This window comes from Bacteroidales bacterium, assembly GCA_035299085.1.
GTDB lineage: Bacteria > Bacteroidota > Bacteroidia > Bacteroidales > UBA10428 > UBA5072.
Window position 1 is genome coordinate 146,200 of the sequence record DATGXG010000052.1, and the last position, 18,533, is coordinate 164,732.

Annotated in this window: 13 protein-coding genes; 6 read left to right on the top strand and 7 right to left on the bottom strand. The window is 46.0% G+C overall.

Features of this window, described 5'->3' with window-relative positions; all coding sequences use genetic code 11:
• Positions 1-11: 11 nt before the first annotated feature.
• Positions 12-830 carry a GNAT family N-acetyltransferase gene (locus tag VK179_17905; GenBank protein HLO60630.1) on the bottom strand — a complete coding sequence of 273 codons (819 nt, stop codon included), beginning with the start codon at positions 828-830 and terminating at the stop codon, positions 12-14.
• A 91-nt stretch (positions 831-921) separates the two neighbouring features.
• Between VK179_17905 and ftcD the strand changes: the two genes are divergently transcribed.
• Positions 922-2,628, top strand: coding sequence for a glutamate formimidoyltransferase (gene ftcD / locus VK179_17910; GenBank protein ID HLO60631.1), 1,707 nt, complete (start codon positions 922-924; stop codon positions 2,626-2,628).
• Positions 2,629-2,678: 50 nt separating this feature from the next.
• On the opposite strand, the gene hutI is transcribed toward ftcD, so the two are convergent.
• From hutI to hutH, 3 genes are read right to left on the bottom strand one after another with little or no spacing between them, the layout of a single operon-like run.
• Positions 2,679-3,917 (bottom strand): imidazolonepropionase, encoded by a 1,239-nt coding sequence (hutI, locus tag VK179_17915; GenBank protein ID HLO60632.1) that lies wholly within the window; start codon positions 3,915-3,917, stop codon positions 2,679-2,681.
• Complete coding sequence (locus tag VK179_17920) at positions 3,914-5,581, bottom strand: urocanate hydratase (GenBank protein HLO60633.1); 1,668 nt, start codon at positions 5,579-5,581, stop codon at positions 3,914-3,916. Before VK179_17920 ends, hutI begins: the two co-directional genes overlap by 4 nt.
• Positions 5,559-7,127 carry a histidine ammonia-lyase gene (gene hutH / locus VK179_17925; protein ID HLO60634.1) on the bottom strand — a complete coding sequence of 523 codons (1,569 nt, stop codon included), beginning with the start codon at positions 7,125-7,127 and terminating at the stop codon, positions 5,559-5,561. The genes VK179_17920 and hutH overlap by 23 nt, the downstream gene beginning before the upstream one ends.
• A 153-nt stretch (positions 7,128-7,280) precedes the next feature.
• On the opposite strand from hutH, the gene VK179_17930 reads away from it, so the two are divergent.
• Positions 7,281-8,618 carry a cyclic 2,3-diphosphoglycerate synthase gene (locus VK179_17930; GenBank protein HLO60635.1) on the top strand — a complete coding sequence of 446 codons (1,338 nt, stop codon included), beginning with the start codon at positions 7,281-7,283 and terminating at the stop codon, positions 8,616-8,618.
• A gap of 4 nt (positions 8,619-8,622) precedes the next feature.
• Here the strand turns inward: VK179_17930 and VK179_17935 are convergent, their stop codons facing one another.
• Positions 8,623-10,971, bottom strand: coding sequence for an ATP-binding protein (locus VK179_17935; GenBank protein ID HLO60636.1), 2,349 nt, complete (start codon positions 10,969-10,971; stop codon positions 8,623-8,625).
• Between the two features lie 111 nt (positions 10,972-11,082).
• On the opposite strand from VK179_17935, the gene VK179_17940 reads away from it, so the two are divergent.
• From VK179_17940 to VK179_17955, 4 genes are all read left to right on the top strand, one after another.
• Positions 11,083-12,198 (top strand): glycoside hydrolase family 88 protein, encoded by a 1,116-nt coding sequence (locus VK179_17940; GenBank protein ID HLO60637.1) that lies wholly within the window; start codon positions 11,083-11,085, stop codon positions 12,196-12,198.
• Between the two features lie 10 nt (positions 12,199-12,208).
• On the top strand, positions 12,209-13,045 hold the full coding sequence (gene kduI, locus VK179_17945) for a 5-dehydro-4-deoxy-D-glucuronate isomerase (protein HLO60638.1): 837 nt from the start codon (positions 12,209-12,211) through the stop codon (positions 13,043-13,045).
• Positions 13,046-13,050: 5 nt separating this feature from the next.
• Positions 13,051-13,845 carry a gluconate 5-dehydrogenase gene (locus VK179_17950; protein HLO60639.1) on the top strand — a complete coding sequence of 265 codons (795 nt, stop codon included), beginning with the start codon at positions 13,051-13,053 and terminating at the stop codon, positions 13,843-13,845.
• Between the two features lie 324 nt (positions 13,846-14,169).
• Complete coding sequence (locus tag VK179_17955; GenBank protein ID HLO60640.1) at positions 14,170-15,351, top strand: DUF4861 domain-containing protein; 1,182 nt, start codon at positions 14,170-14,172, stop codon at positions 15,349-15,351.
• Positions 15,352-15,494: 143 nt separating this feature from the next.
• Here the strand turns inward: VK179_17955 and priA are convergent, their stop codons facing one another.
• Both priA and pfkA read right to left on the bottom strand, forming a co-directional pair.
• Positions 15,495-17,516, bottom strand: coding sequence for a primosomal protein N' (gene priA / locus VK179_17960; GenBank protein ID HLO60641.1), 2,022 nt, complete (start codon positions 17,514-17,516; stop codon positions 15,495-15,497).
• Positions 17,513-18,487 (bottom strand): 6-phosphofructokinase, encoded by a 975-nt coding sequence (gene pfkA, locus VK179_17965; GenBank protein HLO60642.1) that lies wholly within the window; start codon positions 18,485-18,487, stop codon positions 17,513-17,515. The genes priA and pfkA overlap by 4 nt, the downstream gene beginning before the upstream one ends.
• Positions 18,488-18,533: the final 46 nt, after the last annotated feature.

Genomic DNA, 18,533 nt, shown 5'->3' on the forward strand with positions numbered 1-18,533 from the left:
ACTATAGCACATTATACCGGTAACCTGTAATAAGGCAGCGTAAGTGTTGGCCGGAATCCGAGCTTTTTGGCCAGCTCATATGAGGCAGTATTCTGCAGCCGGCATGACCATACAGGTTCATAACCATTCTGAATGCAATAATCAATTAAAGCGGTACAGGCGATAAGTGCCAGCCCTTTTCCCCTGTGTTCAGGAGCTGTTTCAATTCCAATTTCAAGAATACCGTCGAAAATGTAAGCTGAATAGGACATACATACCGGCTTTCCATCTATTATTACAGCGAAACCGGCACCATATTTCATAAAATCTTCAGCAGAGTTCCAGAAATTTTTCGGTACCACAGTGCCTGTCATTTCTTCGTAAAGACCGGCATCAACAGGAACAACAGGATAGGAAGAGACAATACCCCGGCGGATTATTTCATATTTTTTTGAATCAAACCGGAAATTGGCCCTTGTATTCTGAACAACTTTTCCGTCCATCTCAGGTAACCCGGTTATAACAAGCTGATCGCCGAGAATTTCATCAATCATGCTGTTCCATTTGCCAGGCCATGCCTGCAGCCATTCCTGATTTTGCCTTTCCCCTTCTGAATTCAGCAGGTACTTTTTCAGGCTGTCCCGGAACTCCGGTTTAGCCGAAGATCCAAACAGGAGCGACATCCTGTAAGGATGAACCACATAAAATGCGGATGGCGAATGGATATCATCAGCATATACTTTTCCTTTCACGCGTTTCTCAAGTACAAACAGGGCGAACCAGTGATTGACTTTTACTTTACTGAGGGGCAAAAGTGCCTTCCAATAGTCAGTTTCGGGAATCAGGTACATGTTCAGGTTTATGATCGGGTGCTAACATCTGTCATTCAAATATAGAAAATAATGCGCTAACTTTAAATTTCCAAACTGTAACCGTATTATTATGAGTAAATTAATTGAGTGTGTGCCTAATTTCAGTGAAGGGCGTGATATGCAGATTATCGGGTTGATCACCGCAGAAATTGAAAGAGTGAAAGGCGTGAAACTGCTTGATGTAGACCCCGGCAGGGCTACCAACCGCACGGTAGTGACTTTTGTGGGTGACCCGGAATCAGTTTGTGAAGCTGCCTTCCTGGCTGCAAAAAAAGCATCCGAAGTGATTGATATGAGCCGGCATCACGGCGCTCATCCAAGGTTCGGCGCAACCGACGTATGTCCACTTATTCCGGTATCCGGAATTTCGATGGATGAAACTGCGGAATATGCCAGGAAACTTGGTAAAAGGATTGGCGAGGAGCTGGGGATACCTGTATATTGTTACGAATTTGCCGCTTATGAAGAAAAACGCAGGAACCTGGCGAACTGCAGACAGCGTGAGTATGAGGGACTGGCTAAAAAGCTGAGTTCTCCTGACTGGAAGCCTGATTTCGGTCCCGCAGAATGGAATGCCGGGGTTGCAAAACACGGAGCTGTAGCTGTAGGAGCAAGGAATTTTCTGGTTGCCTATAATGTAAATCTGAATACCACTTCTACACGACGTGCCAACGCCGTAGCCTATGATATCCGAGAAAAAGGCCGCATTAAAAGGGAAGGCGACCCGGTGACCGGTAAAATAATCCGTGATGAAAACGGTGAGCCGGTTTACGAGCCGGGTCTTCTGAAAGCCGTTAAGGCCATCGGATGGTATATTGATGAATACGGCGTCGCACAGATATCTATTAATCTTACCGATTTATCAGTAACACCGCTGCATAAGGTATTTGATACGGCCTGTGAAAGGGCTGCAGCAAGGGGATTGCGGGTTACAGGTTCAGAACTGGTAGGATTGATACCCCTGAATGCCATGCTGGATGCTGGGCGGTATTTTCTGCACAAACAAAAGCGATCCACAGGTATCCCGGAAAACGAAATTCTTAAAATAGCGATTCGATCGCTTGGGCTGGACGATCTGGCTCCCTTCGATCCAAAGAAGAAAATAATCGAATACATGCTGGCCGATGAAACTTCGAAGAAACTAACCGACCTTACAGTGACAGATTTTGCCAATGAAACTGCTTCGGAATCACCCGCCCCTGGCGGTGGTTCGGTATCTGCCACTCTTGGAGCCCTTGGGGCGTCCCTGGCAGCCATGGTGGCTAATCTTTCATCCCATAAGGCAGGTTGGGATGAAAGGTGGAAAGAATTCTCAGACTACGCCGAAAAGTGCATGGCCGTTCAGCATGACCTTCTTGTTATGGTGGATGAGGATACAAGGGCATTTGACGGGGTCATGAAAGCAATCGGAATGCCGAAGAGCACGGATGCTGAAAAGGCTGAGCGACAGGCCATGCTCCAGGATGCTACAAAATATGCATTGGAAGTTCCGCTCAAAGTGATGCGCCGTACTCTTGATTCTTTTGAACTCATTAAAGCTATGGCTGAAAAAGGAAACCCCAATTCAGTATCCGATGCCGGGGTTGGGGCATTATGTGCCCGAAGTGCTGTTCTGGGGGCCGGCCTGAATGTGAAGATAAACGCCGAAGGATTGCTGGATAAGGAATTCGTGAAGAAAGTTCTGGATGAGGCCGCCTCGATCGAGGAATCAGCGATAAGGCAGGAAAAAGAAATCCTGGATATTGTAAACCGGAAAATCAGGAAGGAATCCATGTAGAAACGCACGGCTGTGCGTCTCTACGGTTAGAAACGCACGGCTGTGCGTTTCTACGGTTTATCATTCTGCCTTATACCCCTTTTCCACACATACCGTGGTTCCATTGCGCCCTGGTTATAAATAATCTCCCTCCAGTCGGAACCGGGGAAAGCAATAAAATCAGCAAGCATACCGGGTTTAAGCATGCCGCGGTCGGAAAGCCTTAATGCTGGTGCTGCCCTGAATGTAAGGGCTGCCAGTGTTTCGGCCATGGTGAGTTTTTCATAAACACCCAGGATGGCTGCGGCAGTAACCAGTCTTCCCATTGGTGCAGAACCGGGGTTCCAGTCGGATGCAATGACAAGGGTTGCACCTGCATTCAGTATCTTGCGGGCCGGTGTAAAAGATGCTCCCAGCCCCAGCGAAGCAGCAGGCAACGCAACCGGTATTACATCACTGGCTGCCAGCCGTTCAATATCCTTTTCGGGCGTCGCTTCCAGATGGTCGGCACTTACTGCATTCAGCTCAAAGGCAAGTTCGAGGCCGCCGGTGTAAAACTGGTCGGCATGGATTACAATATCGAATCCCATCTTTTTGGCCTCAGCCAGGTAATACCTTCCTTCATTAACTGAAAATGCCCCTTTGTCGATGTAAATATCCACCCTTTGTGCAAGGTTTTGTTCTTTCACAACCGGTAAAAGATGAGCTATGACGAATTCAAGATATTCGATTGCAGAACCTGTAAAATCAGGAGGTTTTATATGTGCGGCGAGACAGGTGGAGATGAGGTCAGAACCCCCTTTGGAAGAGGCGGCCTGAATTGCCCGGAGCATTTTTAGTTCGGATTCCGCCGTGAGACCGTAACCGCTTTTAACTTCAATTGTAGTTATGCCCTGTTTCAAAAGGGCATTGGCATGATCGGCAGTAATACCGGTGAGTTCCGATTCACCGGCGGCTCTTGTATTAGCCACAGTACTTCGGATGCCGCCACCTTCAGCAGCAATTTCAAGATAGGTTCTTCCCGACAGTCTCATGGCATAATCGCCTGCTCTTGATCCGCCCCAGCAAATATGGGTGTGCACATCAATGAAACCCGGCAACACCGTAAGGTGGCCTGAAACCGGTTCAATTGTTTTTTCTGTAAGTTTTAAATCATCAAAGAACCCGATCTGCACGATATTATCCTTTTCAACAACAATCCCTGCATTTTCAATCACTTCAAGCCTGTTGTCGGCCAACGGCCCCTTTAATGGCATTCCTGCCATTGTCAGAAGCTGTGCAAAAGGTCCTATGAGTTTTCTTGTATTCATGAAAGGCCAAATTTTTCCCTGTTCAGCAGGGCTTCATCATACCCGGCATCCGCATGGCGAAATATTCCCATTGCCGGATCATTGTGAAGCACTCTGTGAAGGCATGTTTCTGCCCGTTTTGTTCCGTCGGCCAGAACCACCATGCCTGCATGTTGTGAATAGCCTATACCAACTCCTCCGCCGTGATGAAATGACACCCAGGTGGCACCACCGCTCGTATTGGCCATCAGGTTCAGCAAAGGCCAGTCAGAAACCGCATCACTGCCGTCCTTCATCCCTTCGGTTTCACGGTAAGGTGAGGCCACTGATCCACAATCGAGATGATCGCGGCCGATTACAACAGGGGCCTTTAGTTTACCCGATTTCACAAGCTTATTGAAAACAAGCCCTGCCTTTTCCCTTTCGCCCATTCCCAGCCAGCAGATCCTTGAAGGAAGGCCCTGGCACGAAATTTTCTTTTCCGCCTCATCAAGCCAGTGGATCATATGTGTATTATCAGGGAATGTTTCCCTCAAAGCATCGTCAGTTATAAGAATATCTTCCGGATCGCCCGACAAAGCCGCCCAGCGGAAAGGTCCTTTTCCTTCGCAGAAAAGAGGCCGTATAAATTCAGGAACAAAACCCTGGTAATCGAATGCATTTTTCTCACCGCCCTGTCTTGCAAATTCCCTAAGGTTGTTGCCATAATCAAACACTACACTGCCCCTCTTTTTCATTTCAAGCATAAAACCAACATGACGGGCCATGCTCCTGAGCGACCGCCGGCGGTAATCATCGGGGTTGTTTTTTCTCAGGCTGAGTGCCTCACGGTAAGGAATGCCGGCCGGAACATACCCGTTTACAGGATCGTGGGCGGAAGTCTGGTCGGTAACCACATCCGGAATGATGTTCTCGCTGAGCATCCGTTCCAGGATATCGCCTATATTCCCTGTTAATCCTATTGAAACCGGCTTATGGTTTTGCATTGATTCACGGGCCATTTTTATGGCTTCCTCATAGGAGGATGTCACCCTGTCGATATACCCTGTATGAAGGCGTTTTTTGATCCTTTCTTCATCTACATCCACACCAAGGAAGGTATAACCGGCCATTGTGGCGGCAAGAGGCTGGGCACCGCCCATTCCCCCAAGACCACCGGAGACAAGCAATTTACCGGCTGTTTTATTGCTGAAATATTTCTTTCCGCACTCGGCGAAGGTCTCAAAAGTCCCCTGCAAAATTCCCTGCGAACCTATATAAATCCAGCTTCCTGCTGTCATCTGGCCATACATGATAAGTCCCCTTTCCCTCAGGTTATTGAAATATTCCCAGTTTGCCCATGCGGGCACCAGGTTGCTGTTGGCAATCAGGACACGTGGTGCCTCGGGATGGGAGCGGATAATACCCACCGGCTTTCCCGACTGAATGAGCAGGCTCTGGTCTTCCTTCAGGGTCAGAAGTATTCTGATGATTTCCTGCAATGCTTCAGGATTCCGCGCCGCCTGACCGGTTCCACCGTAAACAATAAGTTCTGCCGGATTTTCCGCTACCTCGCGGTTCAGGTTATTCAGAAGCATCCTTAGAGGAGCCTCTGTCTGCCAGCTTAACGCGTTAAGTTTATTTCCCGTTGGAGAATGGTATTCGGGATGCCGGGCGTATTTATTAATAAATTCCGAATAGTTCATGGAGACTGTTTTTAAAATCGATGTTGAGATCAAGGGCCAGTTCGGTTGTCAGCTTTGTCAGCTCCTGGTTTTTCACCATGGCAACGGCCGAGTTAATATAGTCGCCGAGGTAAACATCCCTGTCGATATGGGGTATTTTAGAACGAACATGAGCATGGCAGGCTTCCATAAGAGGTCCGGATTTGAGAGGTTTTCTGAAATCCATGCCCTGTGCGGCACAGAACAATTCAATTCCCAATATTTTTTCCAGATTGCCAATGATCTGCAAAGCTTTACGCGAACTTACGGAACCCATGCTCACGTGGTCCTCCTGTCCGAGGGATGTAGGTATACTGTCGGCGCTGGCAGGGAAACACAACGACTTGTTTTCACTAACAAGGGCAGCGGTTGTATATTGGGGAATCATGAAACCTGAGTTCAGCCCGGTTTCTTTCATCAGCAGTTTCGGAAGTCCTTCAATAGTGTCCATTAGCGACAGGTAAATGCGCCTGTCGGAAATATTCCCGAGTTCAGCGGCAGAGAATGCTGCGTAATCAATGGGTAAAGCCATAGGCTGCCCGTGAAAATTGCCGCCGCTTATGGATTTGTCTTTACTGAATACAATGGGGTTGTCGGTGACCGAATTCAATTCAATTGTAAGCAACTGTTTAAGGTGTATATAGGCATTACGGGTTGCACCATGCACCTGCGGAATACACCGCAATGAATATGGATCCTGCACCCGATGACAGTTGCGGTGTGATTCGACAATTTCGGACTGCCCGATAATTGTTCTCATTCGCTCTGCCACATAAATTACACCACGGTAGGGCCTCAACTCATGAAGAGCAGGGTCAAAAGCTTTTACCGAGCCCAGCATGGCTTCGAGGTTCATGGCGGCAATGATATCGGCGTTATCCAGGCAGTTCTGCATCCTCGCGACAAAAACTACGGCATGGGCTGCAATGAACTGGGTTCCGTTGATAAGAGCCAATCCTTCTTTAGGTCCCATCTCAAGTGCATTTAAGTTATGCCTGCGGAGTATTTCACCGGCCTTTACGATTCTTCCATCAGAGAAAACGGTGCCGAAACCGATAAGGGGTAGAAATAGATGGGCAAGCGGTGCGAGATCTCCTGATGCGCCTACCGAACCCTGTGAAGGCACGCAGGGTGTAATGTTATTTTCAATATGCCACAAAATGCGCTGAAGGGTTGTCAGCGATATTCCTGAAAATCCCATTGCCAGGGAATGCACTTTCAAAATGAGCATCATCCGGCTGATTTCTTCATCGATGAGATCACCAACTCCAACAGCATGGCTTAACAACAGGTTCATTTGCAGCTTGCGGGTGTCTTCATCGGATATCACCGTGGTACATAGCGGACCAAAACCGGTGTTAATACCATAAACCGTTGTGCCGCCTGCAACTATTTCATCTACTGCCGCACGATTGGCGGAAATTTTTGCCGCTGCTTCCTGTGTGAGTTCACCTTTTATAGTTCCCCTGCAAATATCTACGGCTATACCGGGTGTCATCCTGTCGATGCCGTATCGGAATGTTGTCATGTACTGCTTTTTAGTAAAAATAACATAAAGTTCTCAATTTTTCACCAGCCTGTACACTGCTAAATGTCATGATTATGTATGGCAAAAAGTCACTAACTTTTGATGCCGATTTATGTTTCTTTAACGAACTAATTTTCTAAAAACGATTTATTTATGGCCGCTAAAAATGTAATTATCATTGGTGCTGCAGGAAGAGATTTCCATAATTTCAACACTTGTTTCAGGGATAATCCCGAGTATAACGTAGTCGCATTTACAGCAGCACAGATACCTGACATTGCCGATAGAAAGTACCCTGCCGAACTGGCTGGTAAGTTATATCCCGATGGTATTCCCATCTTTGCCGAGAATGACCTTGAAGATCTGATCCGTAAGCTTAAGGTGGATGAGTGTGTTTTCTCTTACAGCGATATTCCCTATAACCGCGTCATGCATATTGGTGCCCGTGTCAATGCTGCTGGTGCTGATTTTAAACTGGCGGGAACTGCAAAGACCATGCTGAAGAGCACAAAACCTGTGATTGCTGTTGGTGCAGTGAGAACAGGATGCGGAAAATCACAGACATCAAGGAGAGTGATCGAGATCCTGATGCAAAAAGGACTGAAAGTGGTTGCCGTACGTCACCCGATGCCTTACGGCAATATTGCCGAGCAGAAGGTTCAGCGCTACGCCACCCTCGAAGACCTCGTCAAGCATAAATGTACAATTGAGGAAATGGAAGAGTATGAACCGCATGTGGCAAGAGGCAATGTCATTTATGCCGGTGTTGATTACGAGGCTATCCTGCGCGCTGCAGAAAAAGATCCCGATGGTTGCGACGTTATCCTGTGGGATGGCGGAAACAATGATTTCCCGTTTTATAAACCCGATCTTACCATAACAGTCACTGATCCTCATCGCCCGGGTCATGAGCTTTCATACTATCCCGGCGAAATCACCCTCAGGCTGGCCGATGTGGTTGTCATAAACAAAATTGATACGGCTTCACCTGAAAACATTCAGACAGTCCGTGCCAACATTACAATTGCCAATCCCCGTGCCATGGTTATTGATGCAGCTTCCCCGATATCGCTCAATAAACCTGAACTGATCCGTGGTAAATCGGTACTGGCCATCGAAGACGGTCCCACACTCACCCACGGTGAAATGAAGCTTGGTGCCGGTACTGTTGCAGCCATGAAATGGGGCGCCAAAGAACTTGTCGATCCCCGTGCTTATGCGGTTGGTAAAATTAAAGACACATTCAATACTTATCCGAACATCGGCACCTTGTTGCCGGCCATGGGTTATGGGAAACAGCAGATTGCCGACCTCGAAAAAACAATCAATGCAACTCCCTGCGATGTGGTTGTAATTGGTACTCCGATTGATCTTAACCGCATTATTAAGATCAACAAACCGACTGTAACCGTAACCTATGATTTGCAGGAGATCGGTTCACCCAACCTGCAGATTGTGCTGGATGAATTTGTAAAAAAGATGAACCTGTAACACATCATATTTTTAGCAGGTTCCTTATTTTTTCGATAAGGATATCATGCCGGATCGGCTTGGCTATATAGTCGCTGAATCCGGCATTTTTTATTCTCTCAAGGTCTTCAACCATCGCGTAAGCGGTTTGCGCAATTACCGGAATGTCATGATTTATCCCGCGTATCAGTTTATATGCCGTAAACCCGTCCATCACCGGCATTTTGAGGTCCATCAGGACCAGGCTGATCTTTCTTTCTGAATTGTCAGTCATAAACTCAACGATCTCCTTGCCGTTTTTGAAGCAGAGTACTTCTGCCTGGTAATTTTTCAGGATACGGGTGAGCAGATACTGATTGCTTATTTCGTCCTCGGCAATTGCAATTGTCAGATTATTCCAATCATGCGAGGCCCTGGTGACGGGGCCTACGCTGTCAGGCTTTATTTCAGAAGGCAACACTTCAAAATCCGGGAGTGAAAGATAAAAAACCGATCCTTTGTTTAGCACTGACTCCGCCCAGATTTTACCTCCCAATGCCTGTGCCAGGCTTTTGCATATTGAAAGCCCAAGCCCTGTGCCAGATTTAAAACTGCCACTTTCGTCATCCGATTTCCAGAACCTGTTGAAGATATTCAGGAGATTGGTTTCACTTATACCGGAACCAGTGTCCCTGACATAAAAGGTAATATTGTTTTCCGAAATGATATCATACCCGATCTGTACGAATCCTTTCAATGTAAACTTCAGCGCATTCGACACCAGGTTACTGATTATCTGTCTGAACCGGGCACAGTCAGTGCGTAACATGATGTTACTGCTGTTTTTAGCCAGTAGAATGGAAACACCGGGATTAGTCTGTCCCCTGAAACTTTCGGTGAGTTCACCAAGCACATCGTTTACCGGAAATACCTCGGTCAGTATTTTCATCTGGCCTGCCTCAATTCGCGACAGGTCAAGAATGTCCTCAATAATGTGAAGTAGCTGGTTGCTGTTTGAACTGATGATTCTGAAATAGTTCTCACGTTCGTCAGGGTTCAGATTCCAATCGCCAAGCAATGATGAAAATCCGATTATGGCATTAAGCGGCGTTCTTATCTCATGCGACATATTCGCAAGGAAAGCCGATTTCAGCCGGTCGGATTCCTCAGCCTTAAGCTGTGCCCTCCGCAGTTCTTCGATTGTGAACGACAGATGTTCGTTCACTTCTTCGAGCTCGGTATTCATTTCCTTTACCTGTTGATTGGCGGCTGCCAGAACTGCCTCTGCTTTTTTTCTTTTGCTTATGTTTTTGAGCAGATGCATAACGATCGCAAGCAAAAATCCTATGACAACAAGAAGCGGAAGGATAATCCTGAGATACTTTAGCAGGATAATCTGAGGTCGATTGATCACCAAGGATCCATGAGGCAGATTTCTTTCAGGTATTTTGAATCTTTTCAGGATCCTGTAATCGAAATAATAGCTGTTTACCGGTTTCCGGAATCTTTGCTCCGGAATATAGTTTTTATCATCAATGAATTTTAAGGCCATTTGGGCGGCTTCACTTCCGTGTATCCGCCCTTTTATAAAAATACCACCAGCTATGCCCTTGCCAAGGAGGGTTTCGCTTTCCATAAATACCGGAACAGGTGAATGTCGCAATACATTAAGATAAATACTCTCAGGATTCACCGGGTTTCCGTTTATATCCTGCGAGTAATTGATCAGTGCAACGGCGCTTCCTGGTTCAAGGGTTTTTACCTTCTGAATTAAAACGCCAGGATCGTATTTACAGAGGTATGAGAATTCAAATCTGCCCTTAAATAAGGGTTCTAATTTTTTAACGTTTCTTATATTGAGCAAATTGGTTGTGGTTGCACTGTCCGATATGAAATATAACTTACGGGTTACGGGCGATACCATGGCAATCATGTCAATCTCATCCTTTAGGTCAATGCCGTCCAATATTCCGTAATACGGTTTATTGTCAAAATTATAATCGTAAGGGTCATTGATACCGCAAATAACTACAGGGACACCCGGAAACAGGGAGTCACCATAGTCCATCATGAAATCAAGCGCATCGTTATCGCTCACAAGCGCCACGTCGAATTCAATGCTCCTGAACTTCTTTTTATAAAGCTTATAGATTTCGGGAAAGGATTTATTTCCAAACCTCTTGGCGTCAAGGAATTCGACAAATACATTGATGTCGTCCCTCTTTGAGAAAACGCTCAGAACCCCCGAACTCACACTGTCAGCCCATGTATATCCCATGGAGTAAGAGTTCAGATAAAGCACATTATGGTTTCCGGGGTTTGGTTCCTGAGGCTTTGCCTGGACTAGAATCAGGTAGAACAACAAAAATGTGAAATAATAAACTCTACCCTTCATTCAATACATTTTGAATTTTATACGGAAACTTTCAGGAAAGGGTATAGGAATACAGATTAAATAAAGTTTTATATTTATGATATTCTTAAATTTGAGATTAAACATTCAATTATGAATACGACTTTGAGGTTCTTAACCTTTTTTCTGCTTACTTTATGCATCCCGGCTATTGGTGGGGCTCATAGCATAAACAGTGCTTCTGTTAAATCGTTGCTGAAAAAGGTAGCTGATTACCAGGTTTCAACGCCGTTAACGCACACGGAAACCGACTGGACTAATGGTGCACTGTATGCAGGTATGGTTGAATGGGCTTCGATCGCAGATGATGATAAATATTATAACTGGCTTAAGGATATAGCTATACGGAATGGCTGGACATACCTTCACAGAAAGGATGCCAGTGGCCGCTATCATGCCGATGATTATTGTGTAGGCCAGATGTATCTTGAGTTGTACAGGAAGTATAAGGATCCGGCGATGATTAACCCGATGCGGGCATATTTCGATTCAATCCTTGCAAACCCCTCCACCGTTAATCTTGAATTCACGTTCACTGAAACCAACTATCCGACCGAGCGCTGGTCCTGGTGTGACGCCTTGTTCATGGGGCCAACGGTGTGGGCAAAAATGGCAGCCATTACAAAAGAAAAGAAATACCTCGATTTTATGTTTAAAGAGTACAAGGCGACAACCGATTATCTGTATGACAGGCAGAACCACCTGTTTTTCAGGGATTCGAGGTTTTTTACTAAAAAGGAGGAAAACGGGCAACCTGTTTTCTGGGGAAGGGGAAATGGCTGGGTTTTTGCCGGCTTACCGGTTATTATCCGCGAACTGCCTGCCAATTATGAACATCGTGATTTTTTTGTGAATTTATACCGTGAAATGGCAGCTGAAATTGTTTCCCTGCAGGATAAAAAAGGATACTGGCATGCCAGCCTGCTTGACCCCGCCAGTTATACCAATCCTGAAATGAGCGCCACTTCGTTCTTTGTATATGGACTGGCCTGGGGAATCAACAATGGATTCCTGGATAAAAAGACATATTACGCCCCTGTAATGAAAGGCTGGAAATCAATGACCGAAGCTGTGTGGCCCGATGGTAAAGTGGGCTGGATACAGCCTATCGGGGAAGATCCCAAACATGTCACACGTGAAATGACAGAGGTATACGGCGTCGGGGCATTTCTCCTCGCCGGCACTGAAATCAGCAAACTGGTTAAATAATACACACGACATGAAAGCCGAATTGCGTTTTTCTCACCATCCCGGTGATGTAAAAAAATACGATACATCACAAGTAAGAAAGGAGTTTTTAATAGAAAAGATCTTTGTTCCGGGTGAAATTTGTTTCACCTATACATTATACGACCGGTTTATTGCAGGTGGCGCCATGCCGCTTGAGACACCGTTAATACTGTTGCCTTTTTCTGAATTAAAGGCTGATCATTTTTTGCAGCGTCGTGAAATGGGAATAATCAATACAGGAGGCCCGGGAAGTGTAAAAGCCGGGGGAACTGACTACCGGCTGAATTATAAAGAAGCCCTTTATCTCGGGAAGGACACAGCGGATATAAGCTTTCTTTCGGACGACCCTGCAAAACCGGCCAAATTCTATATTAATTCGGCTTCTGCGCATCATGCATACCCGTGCAGGAAAGTCACGCTGAATGACGCCGAGGTAGTTTCAGCAGGATCAGCAGAATCATCCAACCGTCGTACAATTAACAAACTCCTCATTAACAATGTAATTGAAACCTGCGGGCTTCAGATGGGGTTAACGTCATTGCAACCAGGAAGTGTTTGGAACACAATGCCTCCGCATACCCACAGCCGGAGAATGGAAGTGTATTTTTATTTTGAAGTTCCTGCCAAACAGGCTGTATGCCATTTTATGGGAGAACCGGATGAAACCCGCCATATCTGGATGCATAACGAACAGGCTGTGATTTCCCCTCCCTGGAGCATTCATAGTGCGGCCGGAACCTCAAATTATTCCTTTATCTGGGGAATGGCAGGCGAAAATCTTGATTATAGCGACATGGATACCCGTCAACCTGATGAATTAAAATAACCTCTATGAAAGACTTATTCGACCTGTCGGGCAAGGTGGCCCTTGTAACCGGTGGTACGCATGGGATCGGACTGGCTATAGGACTTATTCTTGCCAAATCGGGTGCTAAAGTGTGTGTGAACGACCGTACCCAGGATAAACTGGATGCCTGCAAACAGGAGTTCAATAAGGAAAACCTTTCCGTTTTTACATGCATTTTTGACGTTACAAATGAACAGGATGTCAACACGGGAATTTCAGAGATTGAAAAGAAGGTTGGCCCTGTGGATATCCTTGTCAACAATGCCGGCATCATAAAAAGGATACCGATACTCGATATGGCCATTGACGATTACAAACAGGTGATCGATGTGGATCTTGTCGCCCCGCTTATTGTTTCAAAACGTGTGGTCCGTGGAATGATCCAAAGGCGGCAGGGTAAGATCATCAACATGTGTTCCATGATGAGTGTTTACGGCAGGAATACAGTGTCTGCCTATGCATCAGCTAAAGGGGGACTGAAGCTGCTCACAGCCAATATGACCTGCGAATGGGCGAAATATAATATCCAGATCAATGGAATCGGTCCCGGATATATTGCCACAGCACAGACTGCACCAATCCGTGAAAACGGGCATCCGTTCAATGATCTTGTAATGACCCGCACACCTGCAGGAAGATGGGGACAACCCGAGGATGTAGCATATGCTGCGCTATTCCTGGCTTCAAAAGCAAGTGATTTTGTCAACGGCCATATTCTTTATGTAGACGGTGGTATACTTGCGAATTTCGGGTATGTGAAGGGGGAGAATGAAGTTTAGATTGCAGTCTGTTCGTTATTCTTAAATCGGTGTTCGATGTTCGGTATAGATTATTAGCTATTTAGTAATAAGGGATTGAGGTCTGAACGATTTACGATTTACGATTGAAGTGCTAGGCGAAGTCTGTGACTTCGACTATACATAACTGATAGTTAATAAATTTTGTTCAGACGAAGTTGCAAACTTCGCCTAGCATTTCAGTTCAGACGAAGTTGCAAACTTCGCCTAGCATTTAGGTTCATACAAAGTTGCAAACTTCGCCCAGCATTTAGGTTCATACAAAGTTGCAAACTTCGCCCGGCATTTTATTTAAAAATATTATATATGAAATTTTTTTCTTTCATTCTTGGTTTCATTCTTCTCTCCGCCTGCGGGCAGAAGATGTATGAAGTTACGAATCCTTCAGGTATTGATATCAAAGACAAAGCGTTTGTTCTGTTCAGAAATGAAGTTGCACCATGGATCACCGATTCAATAGGAAATAAAAAGGTTGTAGCCAGGCTGGGTTCAGGTGATCTGCTTCCTTCACAATGTGATGATATTGACGGTGACGGCAGGTGGGATGAGTTTTTGTTTATGTGCGACTTAAAAGCCGGGGCCAGGCAGAAAATACAGTTTGAAACAGTGGATGCCATGCCGGTATTCCCGGTCAGGACCAATATCCGTTTTGGCCGGATGGCAAAACCATTTGAAGAGGTTTCCGGCGACCTGAGGATGAAAACCAATGACACCAAATTTTCGGCACCTGTTTACCAGATGGAGGGTCCTGCCTGGGAAAATGATAAAATTGCCTTCCGGAATTATTATGATGCCCGCAATGGTATTGATATTTTCGGAAAATTGGTGCCTGAAATGGTAATGGACAGCGTAGGCGTTAACGGCAGGGAATACCATACGCTGCATGATTGGGGGATGGACATTCTGAAAGTAGGGAATTCACTGGGCGCCGGTGCTATAGCCATTGCTGTGGGTGATTCTCTGTACCGGGTCGGTCCTTGCGAAGAAGGCACTTATCGCCAGATTAGTGAAGGTCCGGTGCGGTCGTTGCTTGAGCTTACATACAAAAATGTGCCGGCAGGCGACAGGCGATACGATGTGATTCACCGTATTGCCATTTATGCCGGTGATCATTTTTACAGGAGCAGGGTATGGGTTAAGGGACTTAAAGGCGACGAGAACATCGTAACCGGAATTGTTAATCTCCATAATATTAAGGGGGATTCTATTTCATTTGAAAAGCGTAAAATCATGTTTTCATCGGGAAACCAGGGCTTCAGTGGTGAAGTACTGGCCATGGGAGTGATTGTTCCTGATTCGGTTTTTGTCAATTATTCTGAAGCGCCTGATTCAGGCTCCGGTATCGTAAGCACACACCTGGTGTATATGAAGCTTAAGGAAAACCAGCCAACCTGCTGGCGGTTTGCAGCGCTTTGGGAAAACCGCGACCCGATGGTGAAGGACAAAAACTACCTTGTCGGCATTCTTAAGGAATCGGCACTGAGATAAATGAAAAGGAGCCGCCGAAGCGGCTCCCCAAAGCAAACTGTTTGAAAACGCCCTTAAAATCCTAAAACGTGTATTTGCCAGATCAACTTAACTTTTAATATAGATGTTCAGGGATGAAAAAAGGTTGCGTAGGTAGGAAAATTTTAATATGGATCCACATCCAGCGTGTACTGCACACTCCTGAATTCATCTTTTGATTTCATCACCAGGAGAGCTTCTGTCACCATTTTTTTGGTGGCAGCCAGGTTAACGCTTTTTTCAATTTTAATCAGCATGCTTTTCAAATACTGGTTCCTTATTCTTGGTATGAGAGGAAACTCCGGTCCGAGTATCTTTTCTGTAACGTGTTTTCTCAGTAAATCAGCAAGCCAGTCGCCGGCCTGGCTTACGATCTGCTGGTCCCGATGCTTCAGGGTGATCTCAATGAGCCTTGAATAAGGCGGGTAGCTGAAACGCTTTCTTTCTTCAGCCTGACGCGTGAACATTCCCTTATAATCGTTTCTGACCACATCGGCAATTACCGGGTGATCACCCGAAGACGCCTGTATGATCACTTTACCGCGTTTATTCTTTCTGCCGGCCCTCCCGCTAACCTGTGCCATTAGCTGGTAGCTGCGTTCGTGCGCCCTGAAATCGGGATAATTCAGCATGGTATCCGCGTCCATAATGCCAACAAGGCTTACATTATCGAAATCGAGGCCTTTCGAAACCATTTGTGTACCGACAAGAATGTCCGATTCACCTGCTGCAAACCTGGTGATTAGTTGTTCATAGGATTTACGGCTTGCTGCAGCATCCAGGTCAAGCCTTTCAATTTTCGCACCCGGAAAAAAGATGGCAATTTCTTCTTCAATTTTTTCGGTGCCGAAGCCTTTCAATTTCAGGTCGCCTTCATGACAAGCCGGACATTGGTGGGGAACCGGGATACCGTAACCGCAATAATGGCAATACAGGCGGTTTTGCTTTTTATGATAGGTAAGACTCACGTCACAGCGTTTGCACTTTGGAACTTCACCGCATATGTCGCATTCCAGAAAAAGCGAGAAGCCGCGACGGTTCTGGAAAAGAATGACCTGCTCCTTGTTCTGAAGGGCTTCGCCAATTCCATCAAGCAGGGCAGGGGAGAAATGCGATTGCATCTTTTTCTTCCGCCTCAGGTCACGGATGTTTTCAACTTTTACTTCGGGCAGCTGAATTTGCTGATAACGTTCATTAAGCTCTACCAGCCCGAATTTACCGGTAACGCAGTTATGGTATGTTTCGATTGAAGGTGTGGCAGTGCCCAGTAAAACCTTTGCCCCATGATGTTTTGCCATCATAATGGCCGTATCCCGGGCATGGTACCGGGGTGAAGGATCATATTGCTTATAGGTGTTCTCATGTTCTTCATCAATAATGATGAGCCCCGGATTCTTAAAAGGCAGGAATATGGCAGACCTTACACCCAGCACAACGCCCACATTACCGGCATCGGGAAAATCCGGGTCGTAGTCAAGCAGGTTCTTCCAGGTTCTTATCCTGTCGGCATCGCTGTACTTTGAGTGATATACAACAACCCTGTTTCCGAAGGCCGTTCTAAGCCGTTCAATGATCTGCGCGGTAAGCGCTATTTCAGGCAGAAGGTAGAGAACCTGCTTATCCTGGTTAAGGACCTCCCGGATGAGGTGAATGTATATCTCGGTCTTGCCGCTTGATGTAACACCATGAAGCAGGGTAACACCTGTCTTTTCAAATGATGCCTTAATTTCCGCCAATGCCTGTTTCTGGGGCTCATTCAGCTCAGACAGCCTGTTTTCATTTGCTTCAGGAATTGTTTTTTTCCGTAATTTCCTGTAAAGATCAAGACGGGCCGGCATAGCCGCTTTGAATACATCGCCGGGCGGGCACATGTAATATTCGCTTATCCATTGCCATAACAGCAGCTGTGATTCCAGAACCACCGGCCCGGAATCAATAACTTCAAGGATATCCTTTACCCCGTAGGTTTCGGGCTTCTGATGATGAACTTTAAGAATTAAAGCCGTATATATTTTCTTGCTTCCCAGTGGCACTGTGACGCGCATTCCGGGCTTTAACAAAGCAGACTGGTTTTCGTTTACGCCGTACGTAAAGGTACCATAGATAGGAACAGGCAGGAGAACATCTATATAGGTTTGCTCTGTCACCGTATCACTTCAGCGAGCTTTACAAGTTCAGAATTAACGTCTTTGTGAAGTTTTATACTTTTAATAAGAGGAACATGTACAATCTCGTTATTTACAATGCCGATCATAATGCTTTTCTGATCATCAATCAGCGCATCAATGGCAGCAGCTCCCATGCGGCTTGCAGTCACCCTGTCAAATGCCGACGGGTTTCCTCCACGCTGTATATGGCCAAGAATGGTAGTGCGAATGCTTAATTCGGGGAATTCAGTATTGATCTTTTTCGCTATAGTAACAGCCCCTCCTTCTTCTTCACCTTCGGCAACAATGATGATACTTGATTTCCTCTTTTCAATGCGATGGGCCATATGTTCACGCAGTTTGTCATACTGTCCTTTAACTTCAGGAATCATTATGGCTTCAGCCCCGCAGGCAATACCGCTTCTGAGAGCCAAAAACCCGGCTTCACGTCCCATTACCTCAACAAAGAATATCCTCCCGTGTGAACTGGCAGTGTCCCTGAGCTTATCCACGGCTTCGACAACCGTATTGAGAGCTGTGTCATATCCGATTGTATAATCGGTGCCATACAGGTCGTTGTCAATTGTGCCGGGAATGCCTATAATGGGGATATCAAATTCTTTTGTCATGATGCTGGCACCTGTAAATGTGCCATCTCCTCCAATTGCAATTACAGCCTGGATACCGAATTTCACAAGTTGTTCGTAGGCTTTTTTCCGGCCTTCATATTCCATGAATTCCTTACAACGGGCGGTAAGCAGAATGGTTCCGCCTCTTTGTATGATGCCGCTGACCGATTGAGAATTCATCGGGATAATATCACCCTCAATCATGCCCATATAACCCCGCCTGATCCCAAACATTTCAAAACCTGCCTGAAGGCCGGATCTCACTGTGGCTCTTATTGCTGCGTTCATACCGGGTGAATCCCCGCCTGATGTAAGTACACCGATTCTCTTAATCTGTTCCATTGAATTTTGGATATATTATGATATTGACAGGGGTCAAATTTAATTA